The following is a 25,030-nucleotide window of genomic DNA, read 5'->3' on the forward strand; positions in this document are numbered from 1 at the left end:
GGAAAAATAGGAGGGATGACTAAGAGAAAAGGACTCTTAGTCATGAAGGGGGATAAAGCTTTTCTTAGTTCTCTAAAGGATCGTTAGAACCAGCTGTACCTTTCCATACGTTTGCTTCAATTACACCTGTTGCAGATGTGTTATCATCTACATAAAGACGAGCTGCATCAGCTGCTGCTAAACCAGTTGTACCAACATTTGTTACAAAGTACTCATAAGCAGTACCTACAGCATCTTTTGCATTTAGGTTTGCATAAGTAGAGCTGTCAGTTAATGTAAGAGCTGAATCATAGAAACTTACATTTCCGTCAACATGTTTTGCACCAGTTAAGTAAGAATCCTCACCTCTGAATGTGATAAGTTCAGTATCTAGTGTTTTAGCACTTACAAATTTAACATTGTTCCATCTGAAACCTGCATCGTATTTGTTATAGAAACCTGCACCTTTTACATATGCTGTAAAGTTAGTGATGTTTGGTTGAGTTGCATTCGTATCATCAGTTGTGATAGTGTTGTTATCGTTACCAAATTCCATACTTGCAGAATCGTGGTTGTTTACACTGTCAACATTTACTTGTTTTACAAGAACGTTAGAGATGTTACCACGGTAACCAAGGTCTGTATCAACTGAGTCATCTTGTGCATTGTAAACATAAAGACCGTCGATGTTTACAGTACCACCCCAAATCTCTAAACCATCATCAAGACCACCGATAATTGCTACGTTTGTAATAGTTGTACCTGAACCAACACCTGCTAAAGAAAGACCATTAAGCTCTTTATCTTTTTCAACTTCGTAACCAGTGTGTTTAATTACTACATAGTTTAAAACACCTGAAGAATCTAAATCGTGAGTATGATCTGTACTACCGAAAGATACTGTCTCATCAGCTTCATACTTGTTGTTTGAGTAGTGTGTATATGCATTACCAGCTAATACTAAACCACCCCATTCACCAGCAGCATTGTCTTGAGAATATCCGTCAACATCTTTTTTCGATGTAAATACGATTGGAGCTGCTTGAGTACCGTTAGCATCAATTTGTGCACCCGGCTCAACTACAAGGTAAGAACTAGCAGTAGCACCAGCTAAAGTTGTTCCCGGCTCAATTGTAAGAACTGCACCAGATTTAACATTTACTTTTCCGTTAATTAACCAAACTTTGTCAGAAGTTAATGTCATGTTTGTAGTAATTTCAGACGGTAATGCATCAGATGGTGTTTCAAGCGCGTTGTTTGAACCAGCTTTACCTTTCCAGATATTTACTTCTGTTGCACCTGCACATGTAACAGAATCATCCAGGTGAATTGCACCTGTATTTGATGTAAATGCATTTGTTGTGAAATATTTGTATGCAGTATCAAGACTTGTATCTTTTGTATTTGTATTAGAGTACGCTTCTGTAGCAGTAAGTGTTACAGCAGTATCTTTGAAACATACGTCTCCATCAATGTTTTTAGCACCAGTTGAGTATGAATCTGCACCCCTGAATGAAACTTGAGCAGTATCTGTAGTTTTTTCACTTACAAATTTAACATTGTTCCATCTGAAACCTGCATCGTATTTATTATAGAAACCACCACCTTTTACATAAGCAGTATAGTTAATGATGTTTGGTTGTGTTGCATTAGTATCGTCAGTTGTAATAGTATCGTTATCGTTACCGAATTCCATACCAGCTGAATCGTGATCATTAGTACTGTCAACGTTTACTTGTTGAACTAAAACGTTTTTAATAGTTCCACGGTAACCTAAGTCAGTATCAACTGAATCATCTTGTGCATTGTAAACATAAAGACCGTCGATGTTTACAGTACCACCCCAGATCTCTAAACCGTCATCAAGACCACCGATAATTGCTACATTAGAAACAGTTGTACCAGAACCTACACCAGCTAAAGAAAGACCGTTAAGCTCTTTATCTTTTTCAACTTCGTAACCAGTGTGTTTCACAACAACATAGCTTAATGTTCCAGAAGACTCTAAATCGTGAGTATGATCAGTGTTACCGAACTGTACAGTTTCATCAGCTTCGTAACCAACTACACCACTGTGTGTATATGCATTACCAGCTAATACTAAACCACCCCATTCACCAGCAGCATTCGCGCTTGATAAACCTTTAATATCTTTTTGTGAAGTAAACACGATTGGAGCAGCTTGTGTACCTTGTGCATTAATTTGTGCACCCGGAGTGATTACCATAAATGAACTTGCAGTACATCCGGCAATTTTTGTACCTGCAGGAATTGTTAATGTAGCACCGTTTGTTACTTTAACTTTTCCATCCATACCATATACTTTAGTAGCATCTAAAGTAATACTTGAATTAATATCAGATGATAACACTTCATCTATATAGTTAGCATCACAAGATGCTACAGGTGCAGCAGGAGTTGTTGCTCCACCGCCTCCGCCACCACAGCCAGTAAGAGCGATTGCAGCTATTGCAGCAAAACTAAGTGTTGTTGATTTTAACTTGTTCATATCAGAATCTCCGTAAAAATGATTTGCTGCAATTGTAAGATGCTAATATTTCATAGACGTAACCAAACAGCGACAAAACGATTACAATATTTCACTGCTTTGTAATCCTAATGAAATAAACCTATTTTAAAATCTCCTAAAAATAGTATTGGATTATCTATATGAAAAAACAGATATTACTTGTTGATGACGACCAAGATATACTTGAGTTACTAGAGTACAATCTTTTAAATGACGGTTATGATGTTATAGGGATGTTAAATACAAAACATGTCCGTGATATTTTAAGTGAAGAACAGATCGACTTAATAATAATGGATAGAGGTTTGCCTGATATTGAAGGCAGTTTCTATATAGAGATGCTCAGAAGCAAAAATATCAATACACCTGTAATCTTTTTAAGTGCAAAAAACTCTCAAGAGGAGATCAAAGAGGGTTTCATTAAAGGTGCAGATGACTATGTAGTAAAACCTTTTGATATTGAAGAGTTAAAGCTTCGCATCAATGCCGTACTCAAACGTCAAAATTCACAAACGAAGGAGAATATTGAAAATATAGAGTATAAAGATATACAACTTGATCTCAATATTCAAAAAGCTTTAATAGCAGGTGTAGAGATTAGTCTTACAAAACTTGAAACAGCACTTTTAAAACTTATGATTCTCAATAAAGGGAAAGTGTTAGATAGAGAGTTCTTACTTAAAAACATCTGGAACGAATCAGAGTCAACAAATAAAAAGACTGTCAATGTTGCGATCAAAAGATTAAAAGAAAAGATTGATCCTCTTGGAGAAAAAAACTACATAAAAACTATCCGCGGTATTGGATATATGATAAATTAAGAGTTGATTTTTTTTGATTTACAATAAAGCAAAGTCTTTCAACTTTGCTTCTTGTAAAAAGGAGAAATGAAATTTGAAATTTGTTTATTAGAACTTGATGATAGCGTCTAACTGTACACGTTCATAATCTGCACCTACTTCGCCAGGAATTTTCCCTGAAAAAAGGTAGTTGTAAAAGAATGTTCCAGCAAGGTATGTATTTTTACCAAATTTATATTTTGCTCTAATTGCATGCCCTTTAGCAGCAGAACCACCACCAAAGTTATCAGAGTCACTATGATCACCTAGTACTGCATCTGCCTGAATGTAAGTATAAGAGTACTTTACTTGCCAATCATGAACTTCTTTTGCTTTACCTACTTGAAAAGCTAAATCATATCCAAAGTTATTGTTGCTCGCTGCAGCATTGTATGCTACTCCAGCAGCAAGAGCTAGTGGTTTACCAAGTACATCTTTAAACTGTAACTCTCCAAATGCTTCTGCAATATGGAAATCATTTTCATATACATCAGCTCCCGATGCGTCTGTTACAAATGTATTACCCATTTGTTTTCCACCTAATGGGCTATGTTTTGTATATTCAGGATAATACATAGCTGTATTCCCTTTTAAACCGTCGTAATAGTAAAGACCTGCACCTAAATTTAATTTAGTATTATCGTTTACTTTCATTTTCTCTACATATTGTGCAAAAAATAGATTCACGTTATCTCTTGCGTTCACTCTTTCAGCAAACGTTGGTTGGTTAGCACCTACGTTAACGATACGAGCATCATTTTCGTAGTTATAACTTACACCGTTAAAAGAGAGATCATTATCCCAGATAAGCTGTGACTTAATAGGTCTGTAGATCATATATGGGTGTCTTCCAATTTTTGCCGTATGATCACCATCTTTGTATGTTACATCCAAGATATTAAATCTTAATGATTGCCACATGTAATCACTTAAAGCTTTATTAGTTTCAAATGTTTGGTTACCTGAAGTTGGATTTGCATATCCACTTCTCATACCAGCTTCAAATGTCAGTTTTTCAGTTAAATCGACAGCTGATATTAATCTAATTCTATATCTATTAAGATATTTTAAACTTTCAGTTCCATCGTTATAGTAAGTTTCTTTACTTTCATATCTTAATCTTAAGTCACCTTTGAAATGAACTCTTTCAAGAATATCATGTTCAATCCCTGTAGCCTCAGAAACACTTTTTGATACAAGTTCTGGATTTGGAGTTGCATTTGCAGCAACTGAACCTATTGCTAAAATAGCTAAGCTTGATAAAACAACTTTTTTCATTTGTTTTCTTCCTTTTTTAAATTGTTGATGGAAGTTTATTACACCTTTATTACAAAATGATTACAAAAAAGAAACATACATTTATATTATATATATACTTCTAAACCCTATCAAATTTTTTGTAATACTTCTGTAACCTAACTGTTTTATACTTCTGCATCTTAACAAATTAAAAAAGGTTATTCAAAATGACTAAAATAGCTAAAATTGCTCTTGCAACAACGCTTCTAGCAGGTTCTTTAAGTGCTAACGACATTATTAAAGGTAGTGGTGCTTCTTTCCCATACAGTGTATACCAAAAATGGTTAAAAGCTTACAATAAAGATACTGGTGTTAAAGTTGACTACATCAAAAAAGGTTCATCTAAAGGGATCAAAGATGCTGAGTCACGTGCAGTTGATTTTGCAGGAACAGATAAACCTCTTTCTCCAAAAGCGTTAAAGAAAAGTGGTCTTTACCAATTCCCGGGTGTTGTTGGTGCAATCACAATGGGTTACAACGTTCCAGGTGTAAAAAACATTCAATTAAGCCGTAATGCTATCGTTGCTATCGCTAGCGGTAAAGTTGCTTACTGGGATGATCAAGTTATCGCATCTGTAAACAAAGGTGTTAAATTACCTCATAAAAAATTAACTTTCGTACACCGTGCAGACGGTAGTGGTACTACGTATAACTTTACATACTACCTTTCAAAAATCTCTGCAGAGTGGAGAGGTGAATTTGGTGCTAAAAAGTCACTTAACTGGCCTGGTGAGCAACATATCGGTGGTAAAACAAACTCTGGTGTAGCTGCACTTTTAAAACAAACTCCGTTCTCTGTAGGTTACATTGACTATGCAGATGCTAAAAACAACGGTATTGCAATGGCAACTGTAGAAAACAAAGCTGGTAACTACATCAAACCGGAATTAAAATATTTCCAAGCTGCAGCTGCAAAAGCTGATTTAAATCCTGCAAAAGATTTCTATGCAGTTATCGCTGACCCTGCCGGAGCTGATTCATACCCTATGGTAGCGGCTACGTTTATTTTAGTTCCTGCTGAAAAGCCGGAAATGAATAAAAAAGTTACAGCATTTTACAACTGGTCATACAAAAACGGTCAAGAGATTGCTAAGAGTCTTGGTTTCGTTCCATTACCAGAGAGCTTAACAAATAAAATCAATACATACTGGGCAGAAAAAGGTATTAAATAATACCTTTTCTCCCCTCCCCTTTTTCCCTCTTTTTAAACAATTGTAACCATCTTGTAATATTCCTTCAATATAATTCGACCAATTTTTATTCTAGGGTTTAATTAATGGAAAAAATCTTTCAAAAGCTCTCATTAAGTAGTGCTTCTTTAGTTCTTATAATCCTGCTTGGGATATTTATCACTTTATTTAATGCTGCAAAACCTGCTATCGATGAATTTGGTTTAGGCTTCATTGTTAATCCTGATTGGAATAAAGAGGTAGTTTTAGAACAAGCACCTGCGTCTAAGAGCGTTTCAAATACAATTGTTGATGAAGACGATATGATGCTTGCAGATGAAGATGATCTTTTGGATGAAGATGATGTAGATACAAAAACTATCTACGGTGGACTCATCCCAATCGTGGGGACACTTTTATCTACTCTGATAGCACTTGCTTTTGCCTTACCGATTGCGATGGGGATTGCAGTGTTTTTATCTGAAATAGCACCAAAAAACATCTCCCATATCGTGGGGATTGCAATTGAGCTTTTAGCTGCTATTCCGTCTATTATTTTCGGTATGTGGGGACTTTACTATTTTGCTCCGATCGTAGCCGATCTAGTAGGTGGTTACCAAGTTTCACTGCTCACGGCAGGTCTTGTTCTTGGTGTAATGGTTTTACCGTTTATGGCAGCAATTACACGTGATAGTATGAACACAACTCCGAATGTTTTAAAAGAATCGGCTTACGCACTTGGGGCTACGAAATTTGAAGTGATTAAAGATATTATTTTTCCATACTCTAAAGTTGGTATAATCGGCTCTATCATCTTAGCACTCGGTCGTGCACTTGGTGAGACTATGGCTGTAGCATTTCTTATCGGTTCAATCTTTAGCCTCCCTGATGCTATCAACGATCCGACAATCTCGATTCCTGTTGCAATGGCAAACAACTTTGGTGAAGCAAGCGGTTTAGGTGAGAGTGCATTATTTTACTTAGCACTTATCCTGTTTGTGATAAGTTTCGGTGTAATTTCACTTGCTAAATTTTACTTTTTGAAAAAGGCTAAATAATGAGACTTGTTCTAAATAAAATCTTTTTAGCACTCTCTATCCTCTCTGCACTGATTGGTCTTGCATTTTTGGCATGGATCTTAACGACGCTGTTTTTAAAAGGGCTTAGTTCATTTCACTTCAGCCTCTTTTTAAACGACTTGGTTGAGGGTGGTCTGCGTAACTTGATCGTAGGGCAGCTGATCTTAGCAGGTCTTGCGTCACTCATCGGTATCCCTATCGGTATGACGGCGGGAATCTACATCCAGGAATACGGACGAGGGAAGTACGCTTCTTTTATCCGCGATCTCAGTGACATCATGATGTCGGCACCTTCAATCGTAATCGGTGCTTTCGTGTATGCGGTTGTTGTTGTACCAACGGGTGGAACAAGCGGTTATGCAGGAGCAATTGCACTTGCTATTATGATGATTCCGGTTGTTATCAACACGACAGACTCTATGCTTTCTCTTGTTCCTCGTGAACTTCGTGAAGCGGGTATTGCACTGGGTGCTAGTAAATACAAAGTTATTATCGACATCGTAATAAAAGCGGCAAAAGTGGGTATTATGACAGGTATACTACTTGCATTTGCACGTATCATCGGTGAGACTGCACCTTTACTGTTTACTTCTGAGACTTCAAACTATTTCACTCTAAATTTAAGTGAAAGTTTCCCGTCTCTAACGGTAAGTATCTACGACCTTGCAAATGAGCCTGAAGAATCAAGCCGTGATTTAGCTTGGGCAGCATCGTTTATACTTACGGTTTTAGTTCTGATCATCAATTTAAGTGGTAGATATATCACAAGAAACAAAAAATAAGGATACCTTCTATGTCAATTATGAAAATTAAAAAATTCTCTTTTACTTATGCGGGAGTTGATCATCCGTCATTGAAAAACATCAATCTACCGATTGAAAAAAACAAGATTACTGCACTTATCGGACCGAGTGGTTGTGGAAAGTCTACGCTTCTTCGTTCAATGAACAGAATTCACGATCTTTACCCTGGTAATAAATATGACGGGAAGATTGAACTTCTTGATCTTGAAACGGGACAATATAACAATATCCTAGATATTAAAAAAGAGAATGAATTTATCAAACTGCGCCAACAAGTAGGGATGATTTTTCAAAAACCGACACCGTTTCCTATGAGTATCTTTGACAATGTTGCGTATGGACTTAAAATTGCAGGTATCAAAAACAAGACAGAACTCCAAGATAGAGTAGAAGTAGCTCTTAAAGGTTCAGCACTTTGGAAAGAGGTAAGTGACAGACTTGATAAATCTGCGATGGGTCTTTCAGGCGGTCAGCAGCAACGTCTTTGTATAGCACGTGCGGTTGCGGTAAAACCGGAAGTTTTACTTTTTGATGAACCGACATCGGCACTTGACCCTATCTCAACAGGTGCGATTGAAGAGCTGATCGTAGAGTTGAAAAATGAAGTAAGTATCGCTATCGTTACGCACAACATGCAACAAGCAAGTCGTATTAGTGACTATACAGCGTTTATGTATCTTGGTGATTTAGTAGAATATGACAAAACAGAAACAATATTCTTAAACCCTGCAGAGAAACAAACTGAAGACTATATTACTGGTCGTTTTGGATAAGAAGGAGAAAAAATGCTACAAACTTTTAAAACAAGCGTAAATGAAGTTCAAGAGAAAATTACAAATATCGGAAACGATCTGCTTAAAGCAAATGAAGTGATAGTTGATGCTATAATTACATGCGATGTGGATAAATTTAATGAAGCAAGAACTTACATTAAAAACATATCTTCAAAAACAAATGATATTGATAATTCAATCATCAAGATTTTAGCTCTTTATACGCCTGAGGCAAGAGATCTAAGACAGATCGTAGCATACTTTAAAATCACTAACGAACTTGCTCGGGCATGTGCAAATACGAGAAGTTTCATAAGAGGTTTTACAGATGTATGTAAAGATCTTGAAGAAGATACTATTCAAGAGTATGCTGTTCCTATGCAGCACTCTACGATCAGAGCGGTAAAAATTGCTGTAAGTATGATCAACTGTGTTGATTCGGATGAACTTAGAGAGAGATATGAAGAGGTTCTTATAGAGGAGAACAAAACTGATGATCTTTACTCTATGATCGAGAAAAATCTGATCAAACAAGCTGAAACAAGAAACGGTGAATTTGAAAAATATCATAGAATGCTAAGAGCTTTACGTAAAAGTGAAAAAGTTGCCGGACGTGCTATAAGTATGGCGAGCTTATTACTATACGTAAATCTTGGCGGCGAATTACAAGCTTCATAAGTTAAGGGGTAAGAGTGCTAAAATTTCATCAAATAGTACTTCGAAAGTTTTTAGCACTTTTTTTTACACTCTTCGTGTTCGTTGGTACAATTGTATACTTTTGGGAGTACGACTTCTATCTAGACAGTTCTAAAAAATCACTTCTGCAAGATATAGAACTTATAGCATTACAGATCGACAACGGTACAGACCTTGATAAACTTGTACAAAATATAAAAAAACAACTTCATATCCGTACTACGATCATAAACGGCGACGGTCTCGTTATTGCAGAATCTCACAAAGATAAAACAAAAATGGAAAACCATCGATACCGTGATGAAGTACTCCAAGCCGATACAAAAGAGTACGGTTACAAAAAAAGACATTCCGAGACGCTAAAACTTGATCTGATCTATGTAGTAAAGAAGTACACTATTAAGGGAGAAATCCTATACATACGTCTGGCACTTGAGCTTGAGGGGATCAAAGAGAAGATGTTCCAACTCGGAGTTAAAATCTTTTCGGTACTGACACTCTTTTTTATCGCGATTTTTTATCTTACGTATAAACTCAATTCCCAAGTTGAAAAAGAGGTTGCCAACATCATCTCTTTTTTAAAGTCTTTGACAAAGAAACAAAAATCTACATTTATCAAATCTGAGTATTCTCAAGAGTTTGCACTCATCACAAACCTCTTAACAAAAGTCTCTCAGATCATTGTAAAACAAGAGAAGAAAAAGTCAAAATATACAAATAAACTCAAAGAGCTAAACAAACAAAAAGATGACATCATCTCAGCAATATCACACGAGTTTAAAAACCCGATCGCTATTGTCAACGGTTACTCGCAAACATTGCTCGAAGATGAAGATATCAATCCAAATATCAGACAAAAGTTCCTAAGCAAAATCCATAACAATGGAACAAAATTAAGTGAGCTTATCGATACTCTGCGTCTATCGTTAAAACTTGATTCAAAACAACAGTCATTAAAATTAAGTACTTTCAATCTTTACGAGTTGATTGAAGATTGTGCCGAGAATATCAAGATCAACTATTCAGGGCGTGAAGTACTTATTAACGGTGCTCACGATATTGAAATAACAGCAGATAAAACAATGCTGAGTATTGTCTTCTCCAACCTAATAGAAAACGGTATCAAATACTCAGAAGATGAAGTGATTATCAATTTTGACAAAGAACACATCGATATTATCGATACAGGAATCGGTATCAATGAAAACGATCTTCAAAACATTACCGACAAGTTTTATCGTGTACATAAAAACACTTGGAACAACTCTTTGGGACTGGGTCTGTTTTTAGTAGATACGATTATTAAACTCCATAACTTTAAACTCTCAATTTCGAGCGTAGAGAACGAAGGTTCCACTTTTAGTATCTACTTCTCGTAATTCTCTTGTAATCCCCGTGTAATCTAGCTAGTTTATTATTCTCCTATACTTTATTTATAGGAAATAAAATGAAAATGCGTGAGTTTAGCATCAAAACAGACAAACTCGAATACTTAGGATACACACAAGAGGAACTTAGCCTCGGTGTTATTGAAGAGCATCTTTTTGAAGAACTTGATGTCCCCGAAGAATATATAAAAAACTTAGAGCTTACAGATGACAAAATATACATCAAACTTATCGATAAAGTAAGATACTTTAACGAAGACTGGTATGTATCTATTCAGAGGATCGCCTAATGTTAAACGTAGAACAAACTATTCTCAAGAAATATCCTAAACTAAAAAATTCAAAACTACTAAAATCAGCTGTCACAAAATTTGCAGACTCTATTGTTCATCAAGACGAGATCAACAAGTTTATGAAAAAAAACACTCACCTTGGAAGTTACGAGTTTATAGATGAAGTATTAGAGTACTTTAACTTTAACTTCTTTGTAAATGACAACGAGATAGAAAACATTCCTTCAAGCGGAAGAGTTGTGATCATTGCAAATCACCCTTTAGGTGCACTAGATGCCCTCTCTCTCATTAAACTCGTATCTAAGGTGAGAAAAGATATTAAAGTGATTGCAAATGATTTTCTGGAGATTTTTGAAAACATCAAACCTATCCTTATAAACATCGATGTATTTACGGCAAAACAGAAAAAAGCCTCTATTGAAAAAGTGTATGAAACACTCGATAATGAGGGTGTGATCATAATCTTTCCCTCAGGAGAAGTAAGTCGTGCAACACCTACAGGGATCAAAGATAAAAAATGGAAAAAAGGTTTTTTAAAATTTGCCCACAGGACACATTCCCCTATTTTACCTATCTATATCGGCGGAAAAAACTCAAAAACTTTTTACTCTGTTTCAACAATCAACAAAAAACTCTCGACTGCCCTGCTGCCAAACGAGATGTTTAAACAAAAAAACAATACTATAGAGATGGTTGTAGGGGAGTTGATTCCCGCTGAAAATATAATGCCAAAAGGGATCGAACAATCTCAACTTGTCGATCTTTATAAAAAACATCTCTACGGGTTAAAGTCTAAAAAAAACTACTTTGAAACACAAAAAGCGATAGCCCATCCGGAAGATACAAAAGCGATAAAAAAAGAGTTAAAAAACTCTCAGCTGTTAGGAAAAACGAAAGACGGCAAGTTTATCTACCTCTATGCTAGTGAAGATAAAAACTCAATTGTAATCAATGAAATCGGCCGCCTGCGTGAGATCTCATTTAGAAAAGTGGGTGAAGGGATCAATAAGAAAAGAGACATCGATAAATACGATAGATACTACAAACATATCATCTTATGGGATGATGAAGATCTCGAAATTGTAGGTGCCTATAGAATTGCAGAGTGCTCAAATATTATACAAACACTAGGATCAGATGCATTGTATACTTCTACACTTTTTAATTACAACGATAGTTTTTATCCTTACCTTAACGATGCAATAGAGTTAGGGAGAAGTTTTGTACAGCCAAAATATTGGGGAAGTCGTGCATTAGACTATCTTTGGTATGGAATCGGAGCATATCTTAAAAACAATCCGCAGATTCGTTATATGTATGGTCCAGTCACTCTGAGTGCTTCTTTACCGAAGATCGCAAAAGATATGATCCTCTATTTTTACGATAAAAACTTTCCGGACCAAGAGCATTTAGTAACATCGAAAATTCCTTACAATTTTCAAAGCGATAAGGATCTTACTAAAAAAATAAAAGCAGAATTCTCTTCCGGCGAGTATAAGGAAAACTTCAAAGCCTTAAAACAGTCACTAAGCAGTATAGGTTCAAGCGTACCTACACTCTATAAACAATATAGTGAATTATGTGAAGAGGGTGGAATAAAATTTTGTGCTTACAATATCGATCCGGATTTTTCAGACTGTATCGATAGTTTTATCGTTGTATCGATAGATAAAATAAAGAAAAAACAAAAGGAACGATATTTTGGAACACAAGAATCCTGAGTGTAATTTAGCTGATGATTTAAAGAAAAAAATTGAATTATTAGATATAGCTTTTCAACCTATTGTCAATATCCATACGGGTAAGATATACGCGGTTGAAGCACTTCTTAGAAACTTTAGAGATATTGGATGCAAATCTATTTTTGAAGTTTTTGACATGGTATATAAAGAGAATCTTCTTTATTGTTTTGACCTGGCTCTCAGAAGAAAAGCACTTAAAAAGTTTACAAAAATCAAAAACTTTGAGAACCTGAAACTCTTTTACAATCTTGACAACAGACTCTTTGAGATGCATAATTTTGCACCCGGTAACACAAGCCAGATCTTAAAAGAGCTCAACATTAAACAAGAAACTATCTGTTTTGAGATCTCTGAAAGACATGAAATATCTGACAAATTCGGAATGGAAAGAACGCTGCAACACTATAAAAATGCAAACTTCTGTATAGCCATAGATGACTTCGGTGTTGGCTATGCTGGATATAAACTTCTCTTTGACTCTACTCCCGATATTATAAAAATAGACAGATATTTTCTCCAAAATATCGATAAAGACACCAAAAAGAAACAGATGGTCAAAAGTATTACCCATCTTGCCATTGAGCTCGGTATTAAAGTGATCGCAGAAGGTGTTGAAACAAAAGAGGAATACCTCACCTGTAAAGAGATAGGGTGTAATTTCGTACAAGGTTATTTTGTCCAAAAACCGACTGTAAACGTTGATGAAATAGAGAAAAAATATTACCATGTTATTGATGTGATTAAAGAGGATAAACGCAAACGTAAAGGGAATAATCTTTTAAAATATCTTAATAAGATCGAACCTTTAAAATCAAAATCTTCTATGCAAAAAGTTGTTGACTACTTTAAAGAGAACAACAACACTCCTATAGTCCCTGTTGTCAATAACAACAACGAACCTGTAGGTGTATTTTACGAATCTCAAATAAAAGACTACCTCTACTCGCCTTATGGGATGTCACTTTTACTAAATGAAAATAAAGAGACCTCAAAACTTAAAAACTTCATTGCAAAATGTCCCTCAACAGATGTCAGAAGCGACATCTCGACAATCATTGAGCTCTACTCCAAAAACGGAGATTCCCAAGGGATTATCATAACTCAAAACGCAAACTATTTAGGTTTTCTTTCAGCAGGTGACATTATTAAACTTATGCATGAAGAAAATCTCGTAACTGCACGTGATCAAAATCCATTGACAAAAATGCCCGGGAACAGAGTTGTTGAAAAAACAATTTCTACAATCTCATGCGATGAAAAACACCTTTTATGTTACTTTGATCTGGATAATTTTAAAGCGTATAATGACAAATACGGCTTTAGAAACGGCGATCGTATCATCCAACTTTTCGCAGATATTTTACATAAACATCTCCCTCAGGAGTATTTCAAAGGCCACATCGGAGGGGATGATTTTTTTGTCTCATCCCAAGATCAGACACAGGGGTATCAACAGATACAAAATGTTATAAAAGAGTTTGAAAATCAAGCAAAAACGTTTTACTCGCAAGAGGATCGAGAGAGAGGTTACATAATTGCTTCAGATAGAGACGGAGAGCAAAAAAAATTTGAATTGTTAACGGTTAGTGCATCAGTTTTATATGTAAATAATGTAGACACATCTCAGTTTTCAAATCACATTAATCACATCTTATCAAAGCAAAAAAAATTGGCAAAAAGTGATAAAACAAAAATCGTTGCAAGCTCTTTACTCTAGAAAAATAAGCGTTTTATCCCTTATTGATTAAATTTTAAGCAATAAAAAGTAGTGCTCAAAAAAAAATTTGGATATACTAACAGTAGAAAAATTTAGGAGAGAATTTATGGGAAAATTCGTTAACAGTGTAGAAGAATTTTTCACTTTTTGTGAAGAAAATGATGTTCAGTTTGTAGACTTTAGATTTACAGACCTTAAAGGTGCATGGCACCATATTTCATACAGAATGAGTGCTGTATCAGCTGAACTTTTAACAAATGGTTTACCGTTTGACGGTTCATCAATCGATGCATGGCAGCCAATTAACAAGTCGGATATGCTTCTTAAAGTAGATGTACCTACTGCTTTCTTAGATCCGTTTACTGCTGATCCTACAATAGTTGTATTTTGTGATGTTTTTGATATTTACAAAGGTGAACTATACGAAAAATGTCCACGTTCAATTGCTAAAAAAGCACTTGCTCACGCAGATGAGTTAGGTATTGCTGATGCTGCTTACTTCGGACCAGAAAATGAATTCTTCATTTTTGATGATGTAAAATTTGTTGACAACATCAATGAAGCTGGTTACAAAATCGACACTGAAGAGGGTGAATGGAACTCAGGTACTGCTTATGAAGATATGTACAACACTGGTCACCGCCCAGGAACTAAAGGTGGTTACTTCCCAGTAGCTCCAACAGACTCAATGGTAGATCTTCGTGCTGAGATGATGCAAGTTTTAGAGCAAGTTGGTTTAGAAGTTGTTCTTGGTCACCACGAAGTTGCTCAAGGTCAAGGTGAAATCGGTGTTGTTTTCTCTGACATTATCGGTGCAGCTGACAACGTTCAAAAATATAAATACGTTGTTAAAATGATCGCACACCTTAACGGTAAAACTGCTACTTTCATGCCAAAACCATTATTCGGTGACAACGGTAACGGTATGCACGTTCACCAATCTCTATGGAAAGACGGTAAAAACTTATTCTACAAAGAGGGTGAGTACGGTAACCTTTCTGAAATGGCTTTACACTATGCTGGCGGTATCTTTAAACATGCTAAAGCTGTTGCTGCATTAACAAACCCATCAACAAACTCATACAAAAGACTTTTACCAGGTTTCGAAGCACCAAGTATTTTAACTTACTCTTCTCAAAACCGTTCAGCTGCTTGTCGTATCCCTTACGGTGCAGGTGAAAAAGCTACTCGTATCGAGATGAGATTCCCGGATTCAAGTGCATGTCCATACTTAGCATTCGCTGCTATGATGATGGCTGGTCTTGACGGTATCGCAAACAAAACTATCCCAACTGGTCCAATGGATATCGATTTATTCGAACTTTCATTAGATGAAATTCGTGAAAAAGGTATCGTTCAAATGCCACACACTTTACGTGAAGCAATTGAAGGTTTAATCGCTGATAACGATTTCCTAAAACCTGTATTTACTCAAGAATTTATTGATGCTTACCAACACTACCAATTCGAGCGTCAAGTATGGCCTGATGAAGGTCGTCCAACTGCATACGAGTTTAAAACAACTTACCAGTGCTAGTTCTTCTAAATTTACACCTTAAAGGTGTAAATTTACCCCTTTCAATTTTTTCTTTTTCTTTTAATTTCAAATAAAATTTGGTTATAATCTTTAGCATGAAAAACAATCCATTTAATCAAGAAAATGATATTGTTATAAAACGACGCAAAAATCCTAAAGGTGAATACGCCCATTTAAATACTACAGAACTTTTAGACGCCGTCAAAAAAAGTGCACACTCTACTCATCGTGCCGATCTCGACATTCTATTGGAAATTTTTTTAGAACGCTACAATGCACGTCAAGATGAACTCGATAAACTCAACAAAGATCTCGAACAGCGCATTAACGCTGAAGTACAAAAAAGCAAACTCAATCAAAAAAGATTTGAACAGCAAGCAAAAATGGCTGCAATGGGTGAGATGATGGATGCAGTAGCCCATCAATGGAAACAACCTCTTAATGCTCTTTCAATGATGGGGGATCTACTTGTAAGTGATTATGAATCGGGAGATTTAAACCTTGCTTCACTTAAAGAGATGCGTGAAGATATGCAGGTACAGATCGATCATATGGTCACTACCCTCTCAGAGTTTAGAAACTTTTTCAGACCAAAAGAGAAAAATGAAACTTTCGGGCTCAAACGCTCAACCCAAAGCGTAGCACTTTTAGTCAAAGACGAGTTTTTGAAAAATAACATTAACATCAAAATAGTACCTGAGCATGAAACACTGATTTTCGGTAATGAAAATGAGTTTAAACACCTGGTGCTCAACATCATTAACAACGCCAAAGATGCTTTCAATGAAAGAGCTATACAAAACCGAGAAATTGTTATAGACTTTATGAAGGACAACGGTTGTACCTACTTAGAGATTGCAGACAATGCAGGGGGAATTCCAGCCCATATAATCGGTGATATCTTTAAGCCCGAAGTAACAACAAAACCGGAAGGAAAAGGGACTGGAGTCGGTCTCTATATGAGTATGCAGATAGCACAAAAACTCGGCGGTGAGCTCAATGTAAAAAACAACGCAGCCGGTGCCGTATTTCAACTGAGAATTCCAAATATAAATCATTAAACTATCTAACTAACTCTTTTTACTCTACTAACACGAACAAAACTTGCATATATAAACTTCATGAGCATACAACCCCTATATTGCCACCGTTGTAACAAAAAGTACAATGTACGTCAAGAAGATTTAATATTGATAAAAAAGCATTATGATAACTTTGATTTTAAAGAATATAAAGAGGGTTGCTTTTTCAAAAATTTGGGTCGTATTAAACGATCTAGAAACCTAAGGAAAGAAAATGACTGTTGATGTTTATGTAAGTGACTACGACGATACTTTTATAGATGATATCGAAGAGATTATTGAAGAAACAGGTATACAAATGTTTGTTCTTCATCCAAAAAATTCCAAAGCACTCGAAGAGATACAAAAGTTATCCAAGGAACATAACAATATTTTTTATGCCCTGCCAACAGAGCTTATAGACAAAGCAGATGCAAAATGTGTAGGTGTAAAAATATCTACCGTTGAAGAGCTTGAGAGTATAGAAGATCGTGTAATTATGATCGAAGAGAGTAACTTGGATAAGGCGCTCTATAAAGCGTTAGATAAACATAAAGGTATCATCTTCAATGCTACAAAAGAGCATAATGACTTAGAAAATTTTTTCTTAGGCATTAGTCCAAGCAGTATAGATTCATTTGACAAAGATGAGCTTAACAAACTTTCCATGAAAAAAATTGTTCTACAAAGTAACTATCCAGAACATGATTTTGATGAAGTATACACCTGTGTTGAAAAAATATCTAATGCAATGTTCCGTTCAGAGCAAAGCATAACTTTAGAAGCAACTAAAAATACCCTGCAGCTTTTTTCTTTAGATCGAGTGTAAATAAGATGGAAGAGGAGTTTATTATATGGAATGGCAACTTAGGTGTTCGTGATTTTGTAACAATCGGTGAGATTAAAATCAGAGATGACAAAACATATGCTTGGCTGGAAGAGCCGTATGAGATGGTAGGGCCATTTGATTTAAATGAACTAAAAACAGATGGAAAAATCTGTTTTGCCGCTTGTATTGTTATCTCTAAAGAAAAATGGATAGAAGATGGACTGCTCTTACGTCAAGAAGCCTTGGATAAACAACGAAAACAACAAGAGGATATTGATCGTTTTAATAAACAAAAGCAAGTTCAAGCAAAGAGTAAACAGCACAAAGAAAAAGAGTTTAGAGAACTGTTGTGTTTGCCTTTGGAAGGTGTACTAGAAACAGCCCAAATTAAAGCTGCATACAGACGTATAAGTAAGAAAGTACATCCCGATCTAGGTGGAGATCATGAAAAATTTATTCAAATTACAATTGCACGTGATACCTTACTTGAAATATCAACATTCTAATTTTTACACTAAGCTTATCAAAACTACCCATTTTACTTTAACAAAAAGTTTTCTAACCTTAGTTTTGCTATAATTCCAAAATTAATAAGGTGTGTAAGAGTGTCTTATTAAAAATTTCAAGTTAAAAGGGTTTGTTATGAAACATATTCCAAGTGGCAAATATCAGCCATATCCAAAAATAGACTTGCCAAACAGACAATGGCCTGACAATACTATTACAAAAGCTCCAATCTGGTGTAGTGTAGATTTACGTGACGGTAATCAAGCACTTATTAACCCGATGAACATGGAGAAAAAACTTGAACTTTTTACACTCTTACTCAAACTTGGATTCAAAGAGATCGAGGTGGGATTCCCATCTGCATCAAAGGTTGAATTTGACTTCTTAAGAAAGTTGGTTGATGACAAATTAATACCTGATGATGTAACGGTACAAGTTCTTGTTCAAGCAAGAGAACATCTTATTGCCAAAACTTTTGAAGCATTACAAGGTGTAAAAAAAGCAACTGTGCATCTTTACAACTCAACTTCAATTGCACAAAGAAAGATCGTATTTGGCAAATCTCAAGAGGAGATCATCGAACTTGCGTTAGAGGGTGTTGATCTTGTAAAAAAATATGAAGCACAGCACGACGGGAAAATCTTTTTAGAGTATTCACCGGAGAGTTTCACTGGAACTGAGTTAGAGTTCGCGGCAAAAATCTCAAATGCAGTAACTGCTCGTTGGGGAATAAGTGCAGAGCGTCCTGTAATCATCAACTTGCCGGCAACGGTTGAGATGGCTACACCAAATATCTATGCAGATCAGATCGAATGGATGAGCAGACATTTAGATAATCGTGAGCATATCCTTATCTCTACGCATACTCATAACGATAGAGGGACATCTATCGCGGCAACAGAGCTTGCACTTTTAGCGGGAGCTGACAGAGTTGAGGGAACGTTGTTAAGCAACGGTGAGCGTACGGGTAATGTTGATATCATCACACTTGCTCTTAATATGACAACGCAAGGTGTTGACAGCGGTCTTGACTTCTCAGACGTAAATGAAGTTGTAGAGGTAGTTGAGCGTGTAACAGAGTTACCGACACACCCAAGACATCCGTATGTAGGTGATCTTGTATATACTGCATTCTCTGGTTCACACCAAGATGCGATTAACAAAGGTCTTGCATATCAGCAAGCAAAAGAGCAGCCTTTCTGGGAAGTTCCGTACTTACCAATCGATCCTGCCGATGTAGGTCGTACGTATGAGTCGATCATCCGTATCAACTCACAATCGGGTAAAGGTGGTGTTGCATACATTTTAGAGCAAAACTACGGTTACCAATTGCCAAAATCGATGCATCCTGAGATCGGACGTGCTGTACAAATGCTTAGTGATGTAGAGGGGCGTGAGCTTACTAGCGAAGAGATCTACGGTGTATTTAAAGCTGAGTATTTTGAACTTGATCAACATATCAAGTTTATCGATTTTAGCTCAACTACAAAAAATAAAGTTGCAACATGCACTTTAACATATGAGTACAACGGCAAAGAGATCACATCTGAAGGTACTGGCAACGGTCCGATCGATGCTTGTAAAGATGCACTGATGAAAGAGTACAAAAATGAGTTTAGTATAAAATCTTACTCTGAGCACTCTTGCGGAGATAAAAGCTCTGCAAAAGCTGTAGCGTATATAGAGCTCAAAACAGCAGAAAAATTCTCTTGTTTTGGAGTTGGAAGAGATAACGATATCACAATCGCTACAGTTAAAGCACTTTTCTGTGCACTAAATAGAACTTACTCAAACTAAGTCCTAAGAGGTCATCCTCTTAGGCATCTCTTTTTTAAAACGCTAAATCCCAACGAAAATAGAGTGTACTCGAATCTCCGTTATACTTTTTCTTATTTTCAACATCATTGACCATAACTCCTAAGGTAAAACTATTATAGTCATTGAGCGTATAGGTAAGCTGCGGTGAAAGAAAACGACTTTGTTCACCACCAAAACTCTCAATATAGATAAAAGATGCATCGAGATAGATAGTTAGAGGGGAAGAGAGTGAGAGTGCTACATATAAAGGGGATGAAACCAAGTTAGGCAATATCTCCGAATCTAAATTTTCAGATATCTCCTTAGCCGTAAACGTTTTAGAGCTGTAGAGTGCTTCTACAACCAAAGTAAGCCCCTCTTCAAAACCGTAATCAGCTCCAACAAGACCTTGAAAAAATTTTGTATTGTTACTCTCAATGTAAGCGCCCTCACTGCGTACCCCTACCCCTGAACTCTCTAAACTTCCGTCAACCTCATACCCTATCATTTTGGTCTCATCACTGTAGATTGCATCAAGTGCAAAATCAGCTACTTCTAAAAACCCCTGATAGCGCATAGCATAGCGAAACTTATCCGCTTCATTTTGAGAAACAATAGCGCTTAGATGTGATGTATCATCAAGATACCTTGTATATAATACGCCTACTACACCGTAAGTTTCATCACTCTCAAGTGCATAGATATTTTTAGGGTTGTACAAATTGGTAGGATTCCAGATGCGACCTACCCCCATAGTGATACTCTGCAATCCCACTACAACTCTGTTTACCTCGTCTTCATATCCGCCGTAAGCTCTGTAAACTTTGGCATAGGCACTTCCGCTACTGTAGTTCATAAAAGAGGTTTGTGTTTTAAAGGGGGTATCGCTTCTAAGGGTTTTTTGATACTCAAAGAGTTCAGATTCTACATACTTGTTCCCGTAATAGTTGATCCCGTCTGCGATTACGGTAGAGAAATAGCCGTTGTCTTTCCAGTCCAAAGTAAAACGCAATCTGTCGTAGTTATAGAGATACTCTTTTGTTTGATTTTTGTCATTATTGTTTTGCAGCAGGGTGATATTTGTGTTTTGCGTTTTGAGCTCAAGCTCTGCAAAAAGTGTATAGGGTATAAGCAAGATAACAAAAGCTAAAACCTTAACCATCAACTATCTCTCCGTCATACATATTGATCACTCTTCGTACATTCTCTTTTACCATCTCGTCGTGTGAGGCAAAGATGATCGTGACCCCCTCTTTTTCATTTAACTCTTTCATCATATCAATCAAAATTTTCGAGTTTATAGAATCGAGATTTGCCGTAGGTTCATCCGCTAAAATTATTTTCGGCTTCGTAGCCACGGCACGGGCAACGGCTACACGTTGCTGCTCCCCGCCGCTTAAATTATTTGGAAGATATTCAAGCTTGTCTGTGATATCTAAAAGTTTTGCTAGCTCTGTAACACGCTTCTCTATAATACTCTCTTCAAAACCTCGCAAACGCATTATAAAAGCTATGTTTTCTTTCACACTGAGAACCGGGATAAGATTATACGCCTGAAAAACAAAACCGATTTGCTCTAACCTTAGAGTAGTTTTGTCTTCTTCGCCCAGTGAGCTTACCTCATCATCATCAAAATAGATCTCACCTTCGCTTAGATCATCAAGGGCACCTATCAGATTGAGCAAGGTTGACTTCCCGCATCCGGAAGGGCCGTTTAAAAGGGTAAACTCTCCATCTTCAATTACAAGGTCAACATCGTTTAAGGCATGTACCTCTCTCGGCTCACCTTTGTAAAAATATTTATGAAGATTTGTAATTTTGATCATTTTTCAACCTTTATGATATCTACAAGACTCAGCTTTTTCAATTTTCTTAGCGGTATCACTACACTCAATAACGAGGCCAGGACAATAGCGACAAAGGTAGTTGTAAAGTAGCTCCCCTTGATTGTTCCGTATATCACAGACTCATATCCCCACATCTCCAAAGCGTCTGAAAAAGAGGTAAAATCAAGCCCGTAGTATTGTAGATACAGAAGCATCCCGTACCCTAAAACCGCACCGACAACATAACCTAAAAATCCAACTATCACAGCTTCAAGAATAACCTGTAAACGTACATATTTATAATGATACCCAACACTCATCATAATCCCAAACTCACGTATACGATCGAGTATAGAGACATACATTACCCCGAAGATTCCTACAAAAACAACACTCATGACAATCATAAAAGTGATCGAGTTAAAGATATACATTATATCTTGCATCTGTTGCATCATCGGCTGGAGTTCCATAAAACTTTTTACATCATACTCTCTGTATCTGTTTTGAATCTCCTTTGTTACTTTTTCATCGGAGAGCATTACAGATATTTGAGAGACCTGATTGCTTTGGAGTCCTAGCAGTTTTTGCAGCCTTGTTTTATCTACAAACATCCCTTTTGCATCAAGGGCTATATTTGTAGTTTGTACAATCGCTTTGATCTTGTAAGCAACTGAGATAATTTCACCGTGGACATCCTGCGCGGAGAAAACAACTTTTGAGCCGATTTTCACTTTCAGTTTTTTAGCTAACTCCAAACCGATAATCGCAGAGTTTTTCTCAACACTCAGCTCCCCACTTTTTAAAAACTGATCAAACTGACCAAACTGTTTTTCATCCTCTAAATCAAACCCTACCAAGGTGATAAATGAGGACTTTCTTGCAGTAGATAACAACCCTTGAACATTTACCCTTCCTATCACGGAAGTAACGCCGGGATTCTCTTTTAAATTCTTTGTCATCATATCTGCATCACTAATGATATCTTTGATCTCTTTGTCGATCAGATACCCTTTAGCAAAGATACTCACATCCCCGCTGTATGAACGTCTGTTTTTATCAAGCATATTCTCTGCCATCCCGTCATACAAGGCTTGGATCGAGAGCATCATACTCATACTCACAGATATCATCATAATAAGTAAGAATGTACGAGAAAGTCGTAAAAAAGAGTTTTTCCAGGCAAGTTTTGCAAGCAGTTTATACATGACGGCTCGCTTCAAGCGGAGTAAAAAGATTTACATAGATATACGGGTAAAAGATACTGATATAGTTTAAAAGAAAAATAACCGCACTATTCCAGGCAACAGTAAATAGATCAAAGTTAAAAGGGATCTCATCCGATACTACCCCATAATCTTTATACATCTCCGCAATCCCATCGATTACAATCGGATGGAGTGAATAGTAGTAGGTGATATATGTTGCAATGGGTATGGCAAAAACAAGTGCCGCAAGAGTAAGAATGACTATCTCATAACTTAGCAGTTTAAAAAGCGCTTTTTTTGAGACTCCTATTGAACGTAGAACACCTATCTCTTTTATTCTAGCACTCACATTGATAAAACCGTAGATCATAATTACAAAGAAGATAACCACCATAAAAAGTGCCAAAGAGATATATCCAAAGATTGAGTCAACCTCCATAGCCTCGACCATCGTATCCATCAATGTTTTCCATGTAAGTGATTCTAAGTTCCCATTGTTTAGGCGTGTAGTAATCTCTTGATTTATAACATCAACCTGCTCTAAATCTTTTACGCTTACTACAATATATGAGGCCTTGTCTTTCGAATACATCAAATCATCGAGATATTTTTTCGAGATAAACGATGCTCCTGCATCAAACTCAGTCATCCCTGTTTTAAACACACCGCACAACTCAAAGATATCTGCGGCAAAAGAGCCGTCACTCGCACCACCTATAAACGAAAACTCATCTCCAAGACCAAGAGAGAGCTTTTTCACAAGATCGACACCCATATAGACACATTTTCCGCTATTTTCTTCTAGATAACTTCCTTTGAGCAAAGCCTCTTTAAGTGTAGATATATCTGCTTCAGCCTCGGGTTCTATCCCCACAACCAAAGAGGCACTGGAATTGTCTTTATAGGAAAGCAGACCGTACGTCTCATATCTTGCGGCAATATTTTTGATCCCGTTTATTGTTTTTATCTTGTTTTTATACGCGTCAACATTTTCAAGATAATACTCATAGCCACCCTCGTCACGATACCCTTTTTTATAGATCTCTATAGCCGAGGTATAGATTTTGAGTGAGTTTTCAAGCATAGAGTTGTGTGAACCGTCCATCATAGAGACATAGACGATAAAAAGAAGTGTAGAGATAAAGGTAAGTATAAATGTGGTGATTGAGCGTGCTTTATAATAAAAGATATTTTTGAGTGCTAAAGTGAACATAAAGCTATTGTACTCTCTTTATCTAGAAAATCTCTTAAGTGCACTTTTTTGAAAGTATTCATGGGGGATATCTATATCATATTGTACTTTTTGCAGTGTTATCTCCGTATATTGTCCCTCTTTGTCATACGGCTCTACCCTCCAATACAAAGGGATGTAATATTTCCCGTACTTTTGGACATCTCTATAGATAAAAAAACGTACAATTTTTCCATCTTCATCGTAGTAGGTGTCTTTTTGGGAAGTGTAGGTATTTAGGTCAATCTCTAAATCTATCTTTCCCCAAACAACCGCTGCATCCTCTTTCGGAGTAAGTTGAAGGGTCACAATATTCTCTTTTTTATTGATGATCTTGGGATTGTAATCTTCAACAAGGGAGCTTTGTTTTACGATATCGTCATTGCTGATATCGCTCCCCATCCATTTTTGCAACATCATAGATGGCGGTATTTTTATAACCCTCTCGATTTTAGGGACATACTGCCACATCTGATTATCTAAGCTTAAAAAAGTGATCCCTCGATCGCGGGGCGGGTAAGTGATCTTGACAAAACTTTTTTCACTTCCTTGCGCATAGTTCTCTAACTTGATCACCCTTTCATGCCCCGATGAAACTACTTTCATAGTAAGCTCTATATAGATAGTGCTTCCCCTCAGATTTTCATCGAGTTTTTTAACAATATCTGCCGCTTCATCGCCAAACAAGAAAAAGAAAGAAAGGCTTAGAAACAGTAGAGATTTCATC

General features: G+C 36.5%; 22 protein-coding genes. 15 read left to right on the forward strand and 7 right to left on the reverse strand.

The features are described 5' to 3' along the window. Window positions 1-64: 64 nt before the first annotated feature. Window positions 65-2,488 (reverse strand): hypothetical protein, encoded by a 2,424-nt coding sequence (locus tag QWY88_RS07170; protein ID WP_304545575.1) that lies wholly within the window; start codon window positions 2,486-2,488, stop codon window positions 65-67. 161 nt (window positions 2,489-2,649) lie between these two features. Here QWY88_RS07170 and QWY88_RS07175 point away from each other — a divergent pair, with 161 nt between their 5' ends. Beyond that, window positions 2,650-3,330 carry a response regulator transcription factor gene (locus QWY88_RS07175; protein WP_304545576.1) on the forward strand — a complete coding sequence of 227 codons (681 nt, stop codon included), beginning with the start codon at window positions 2,650-2,652 and terminating at the stop codon, window positions 3,328-3,330. Between the two features lie 87 nt (window positions 3,331-3,417). On the opposite strand, the gene QWY88_RS07180 is transcribed toward QWY88_RS07175, so the two are convergent. Next, entirely contained in the window at window positions 3,418-4,626 is a 1,209-nt protein-coding gene (locus QWY88_RS07180) for a putative porin (RefSeq protein ID WP_304545579.1), read from the reverse strand. Window positions 4,627-4,814: 188 nt separating this feature from the next. Between QWY88_RS07180 and pstS the strand changes: the two genes are divergently transcribed. The 14 genes from pstS (at window position 4,815) to leuA (ending at window position 20,038) form a co-directional block, all read left to right on the forward strand. After that, the gene (gene pstS / locus QWY88_RS07185) at window positions 4,815-5,819 is read left to right on the forward strand and encodes a phosphate ABC transporter substrate-binding protein PstS (protein ID WP_304545584.1); all 1,005 of its coding nucleotides are present in this window, start codon (window positions 4,815-4,817) and stop codon (window positions 5,817-5,819) included. 104 nt (window positions 5,820-5,923) lie between these two features. Further along, window positions 5,924-6,874, forward strand: coding sequence for a phosphate ABC transporter permease subunit PstC (pstC, locus tag QWY88_RS07190; protein WP_304545586.1), 951 nt, complete (start codon window positions 5,924-5,926; stop codon window positions 6,872-6,874). Next, window positions 6,874-7,677, forward strand: coding sequence for a phosphate ABC transporter permease PstA (pstA, locus tag QWY88_RS07195; protein WP_304545588.1), 804 nt, complete (start codon window positions 6,874-6,876; stop codon window positions 7,675-7,677). The genes pstC and pstA overlap by 1 nt, the downstream gene beginning before the upstream one ends. 11 nt (window positions 7,678-7,688) lie before the next feature. Beyond that, window positions 7,689-8,471, forward strand: a complete 783-nt coding sequence (gene pstB, locus QWY88_RS07200; RefSeq protein ID WP_304545590.1) for a phosphate ABC transporter ATP-binding protein PstB — start codon at window positions 7,689-7,691, stop codon at window positions 8,469-8,471. A 12-nt stretch (window positions 8,472-8,483) separates the two neighbouring features. After that, on the forward strand, window positions 8,484-9,149 hold the full coding sequence (locus QWY88_RS07205; protein WP_304545592.1) for a phosphate signaling complex PhoU family protein: 666 nt from the start codon (window positions 8,484-8,486) through the stop codon (window positions 9,147-9,149). Between the two features lie 14 nt (window positions 9,150-9,163). Then, on the forward strand, window positions 9,164-10,546 hold the full coding sequence (locus QWY88_RS07210; RefSeq protein ID WP_304545594.1) for a sensor histidine kinase: 1,383 nt from the start codon (window positions 9,164-9,166) through the stop codon (window positions 10,544-10,546). 68 nt (window positions 10,547-10,614) lie between these two features. Next, window positions 10,615-10,845 carry a hypothetical protein gene (locus QWY88_RS07215; RefSeq protein WP_304545596.1) on the forward strand — a complete coding sequence of 77 codons (231 nt, stop codon included), beginning with the start codon at window positions 10,615-10,617 and terminating at the stop codon, window positions 10,843-10,845. Continuing rightward, window positions 10,845-12,569, forward strand: a complete 1,725-nt coding sequence (olsF, locus tag QWY88_RS07220) for a bifunctional ornithine lipid synthase OlsF (RefSeq protein ID WP_304545598.1) — start codon at window positions 10,845-10,847, stop codon at window positions 12,567-12,569. Before QWY88_RS07215 ends, olsF begins: the two co-directional genes overlap by 1 nt. Next, window positions 12,550-14,307: a GGDEF domain-containing protein gene (locus QWY88_RS07225; protein ID WP_304545600.1), complete on the forward strand. Its 1,758-nt coding sequence runs from the start codon at window positions 12,550-12,552 to the stop codon at window positions 14,305-14,307. Before olsF ends, QWY88_RS07225 begins: the two co-directional genes overlap by 20 nt. 106 nt (window positions 14,308-14,413) lie before the next feature. Beyond that, the gene (glnA, locus tag QWY88_RS07230; RefSeq protein WP_304545602.1) at window positions 14,414-15,844 is read left to right on the forward strand and encodes a type I glutamate--ammonia ligase; all 1,431 of its coding nucleotides are present in this window, start codon (window positions 14,414-14,416) and stop codon (window positions 15,842-15,844) included. 95 nt (window positions 15,845-15,939) lie between these two features. After that, a complete protein-coding gene (locus QWY88_RS07235; protein ID WP_304545603.1) occupies window positions 15,940-16,905 on the forward strand; it encodes a sensor histidine kinase in 966 nt (321 codons plus the stop codon). A 235-nt stretch (window positions 16,906-17,140) separates the two neighbouring features. Continuing rightward, window positions 17,141-17,734: a hypothetical protein gene (locus QWY88_RS07240; RefSeq protein WP_304545605.1), complete on the forward strand. Its 594-nt coding sequence runs from the start codon at window positions 17,141-17,143 to the stop codon at window positions 17,732-17,734. Window positions 17,735-17,739: 5 nt separating this feature from the next. After that, window positions 17,740-18,240: a J domain-containing protein gene (locus tag QWY88_RS07245; RefSeq protein ID WP_304545608.1), complete on the forward strand. Its 501-nt coding sequence runs from the start codon at window positions 17,740-17,742 to the stop codon at window positions 18,238-18,240. Between the two features lie 136 nt (window positions 18,241-18,376). Further along, a complete protein-coding gene (gene leuA / locus QWY88_RS07250; RefSeq protein WP_304545610.1) occupies window positions 18,377-20,038 on the forward strand; it encodes a 2-isopropylmalate synthase in 1,662 nt (553 codons plus the stop codon). 34 nt (window positions 20,039-20,072) lie between these two features. Here the strand turns inward: leuA and QWY88_RS07255 are convergent, their stop codons facing one another. The 5 genes from QWY88_RS07255 to QWY88_RS07275 are packed head-to-tail and all read right to left on the reverse strand — an operon-like array spanning window position 20,073 to window position 25,029. Then, window positions 20,073-21,200 carry a hypothetical protein gene (locus tag QWY88_RS07255; RefSeq protein WP_304546020.1) on the reverse strand — a complete coding sequence of 376 codons (1,128 nt, stop codon included), beginning with the start codon at window positions 21,198-21,200 and terminating at the stop codon, window positions 20,073-20,075. Next, on the reverse strand, window positions 21,193-21,864 hold the full coding sequence (locus QWY88_RS07260) for an ABC transporter ATP-binding protein (protein WP_304545612.1): 672 nt from the start codon (window positions 21,862-21,864) through the stop codon (window positions 21,193-21,195). Before QWY88_RS07260 ends, QWY88_RS07255 begins: the two co-directional genes overlap by 8 nt. Then, on the reverse strand, window positions 21,861-23,072 hold the full coding sequence (locus tag QWY88_RS07265) for an ABC transporter permease (RefSeq protein WP_304545614.1): 1,212 nt from the start codon (window positions 23,070-23,072) through the stop codon (window positions 21,861-21,863). Before QWY88_RS07265 ends, QWY88_RS07260 begins: the two co-directional genes overlap by 4 nt. Then, window positions 23,065-24,285 (reverse strand): ABC transporter permease, encoded by a 1,221-nt coding sequence (locus QWY88_RS07270; RefSeq protein WP_304545616.1) that lies wholly within the window; start codon window positions 24,283-24,285, stop codon window positions 23,065-23,067. Before QWY88_RS07270 ends, QWY88_RS07265 begins: the two co-directional genes overlap by 8 nt. A gap of 18 nt (window positions 24,286-24,303) precedes the next feature. After that, complete coding sequence (locus QWY88_RS07275) at window positions 24,304-25,029, reverse strand: outer membrane lipoprotein-sorting protein (RefSeq protein ID WP_304545618.1); 726 nt, start codon at window positions 25,027-25,029, stop codon at window positions 24,304-24,306. Window position 25,030: the final 1 nt, after the last annotated feature.

The organism is Sulfurimonas sp. hsl 1-7, from assembly GCF_030577135.1.
Classification (GTDB): domain Bacteria; phylum Campylobacterota; class Campylobacteria; order Campylobacterales; family Sulfurimonadaceae; genus Sulfurimonas; species Sulfurimonas microaerophilus.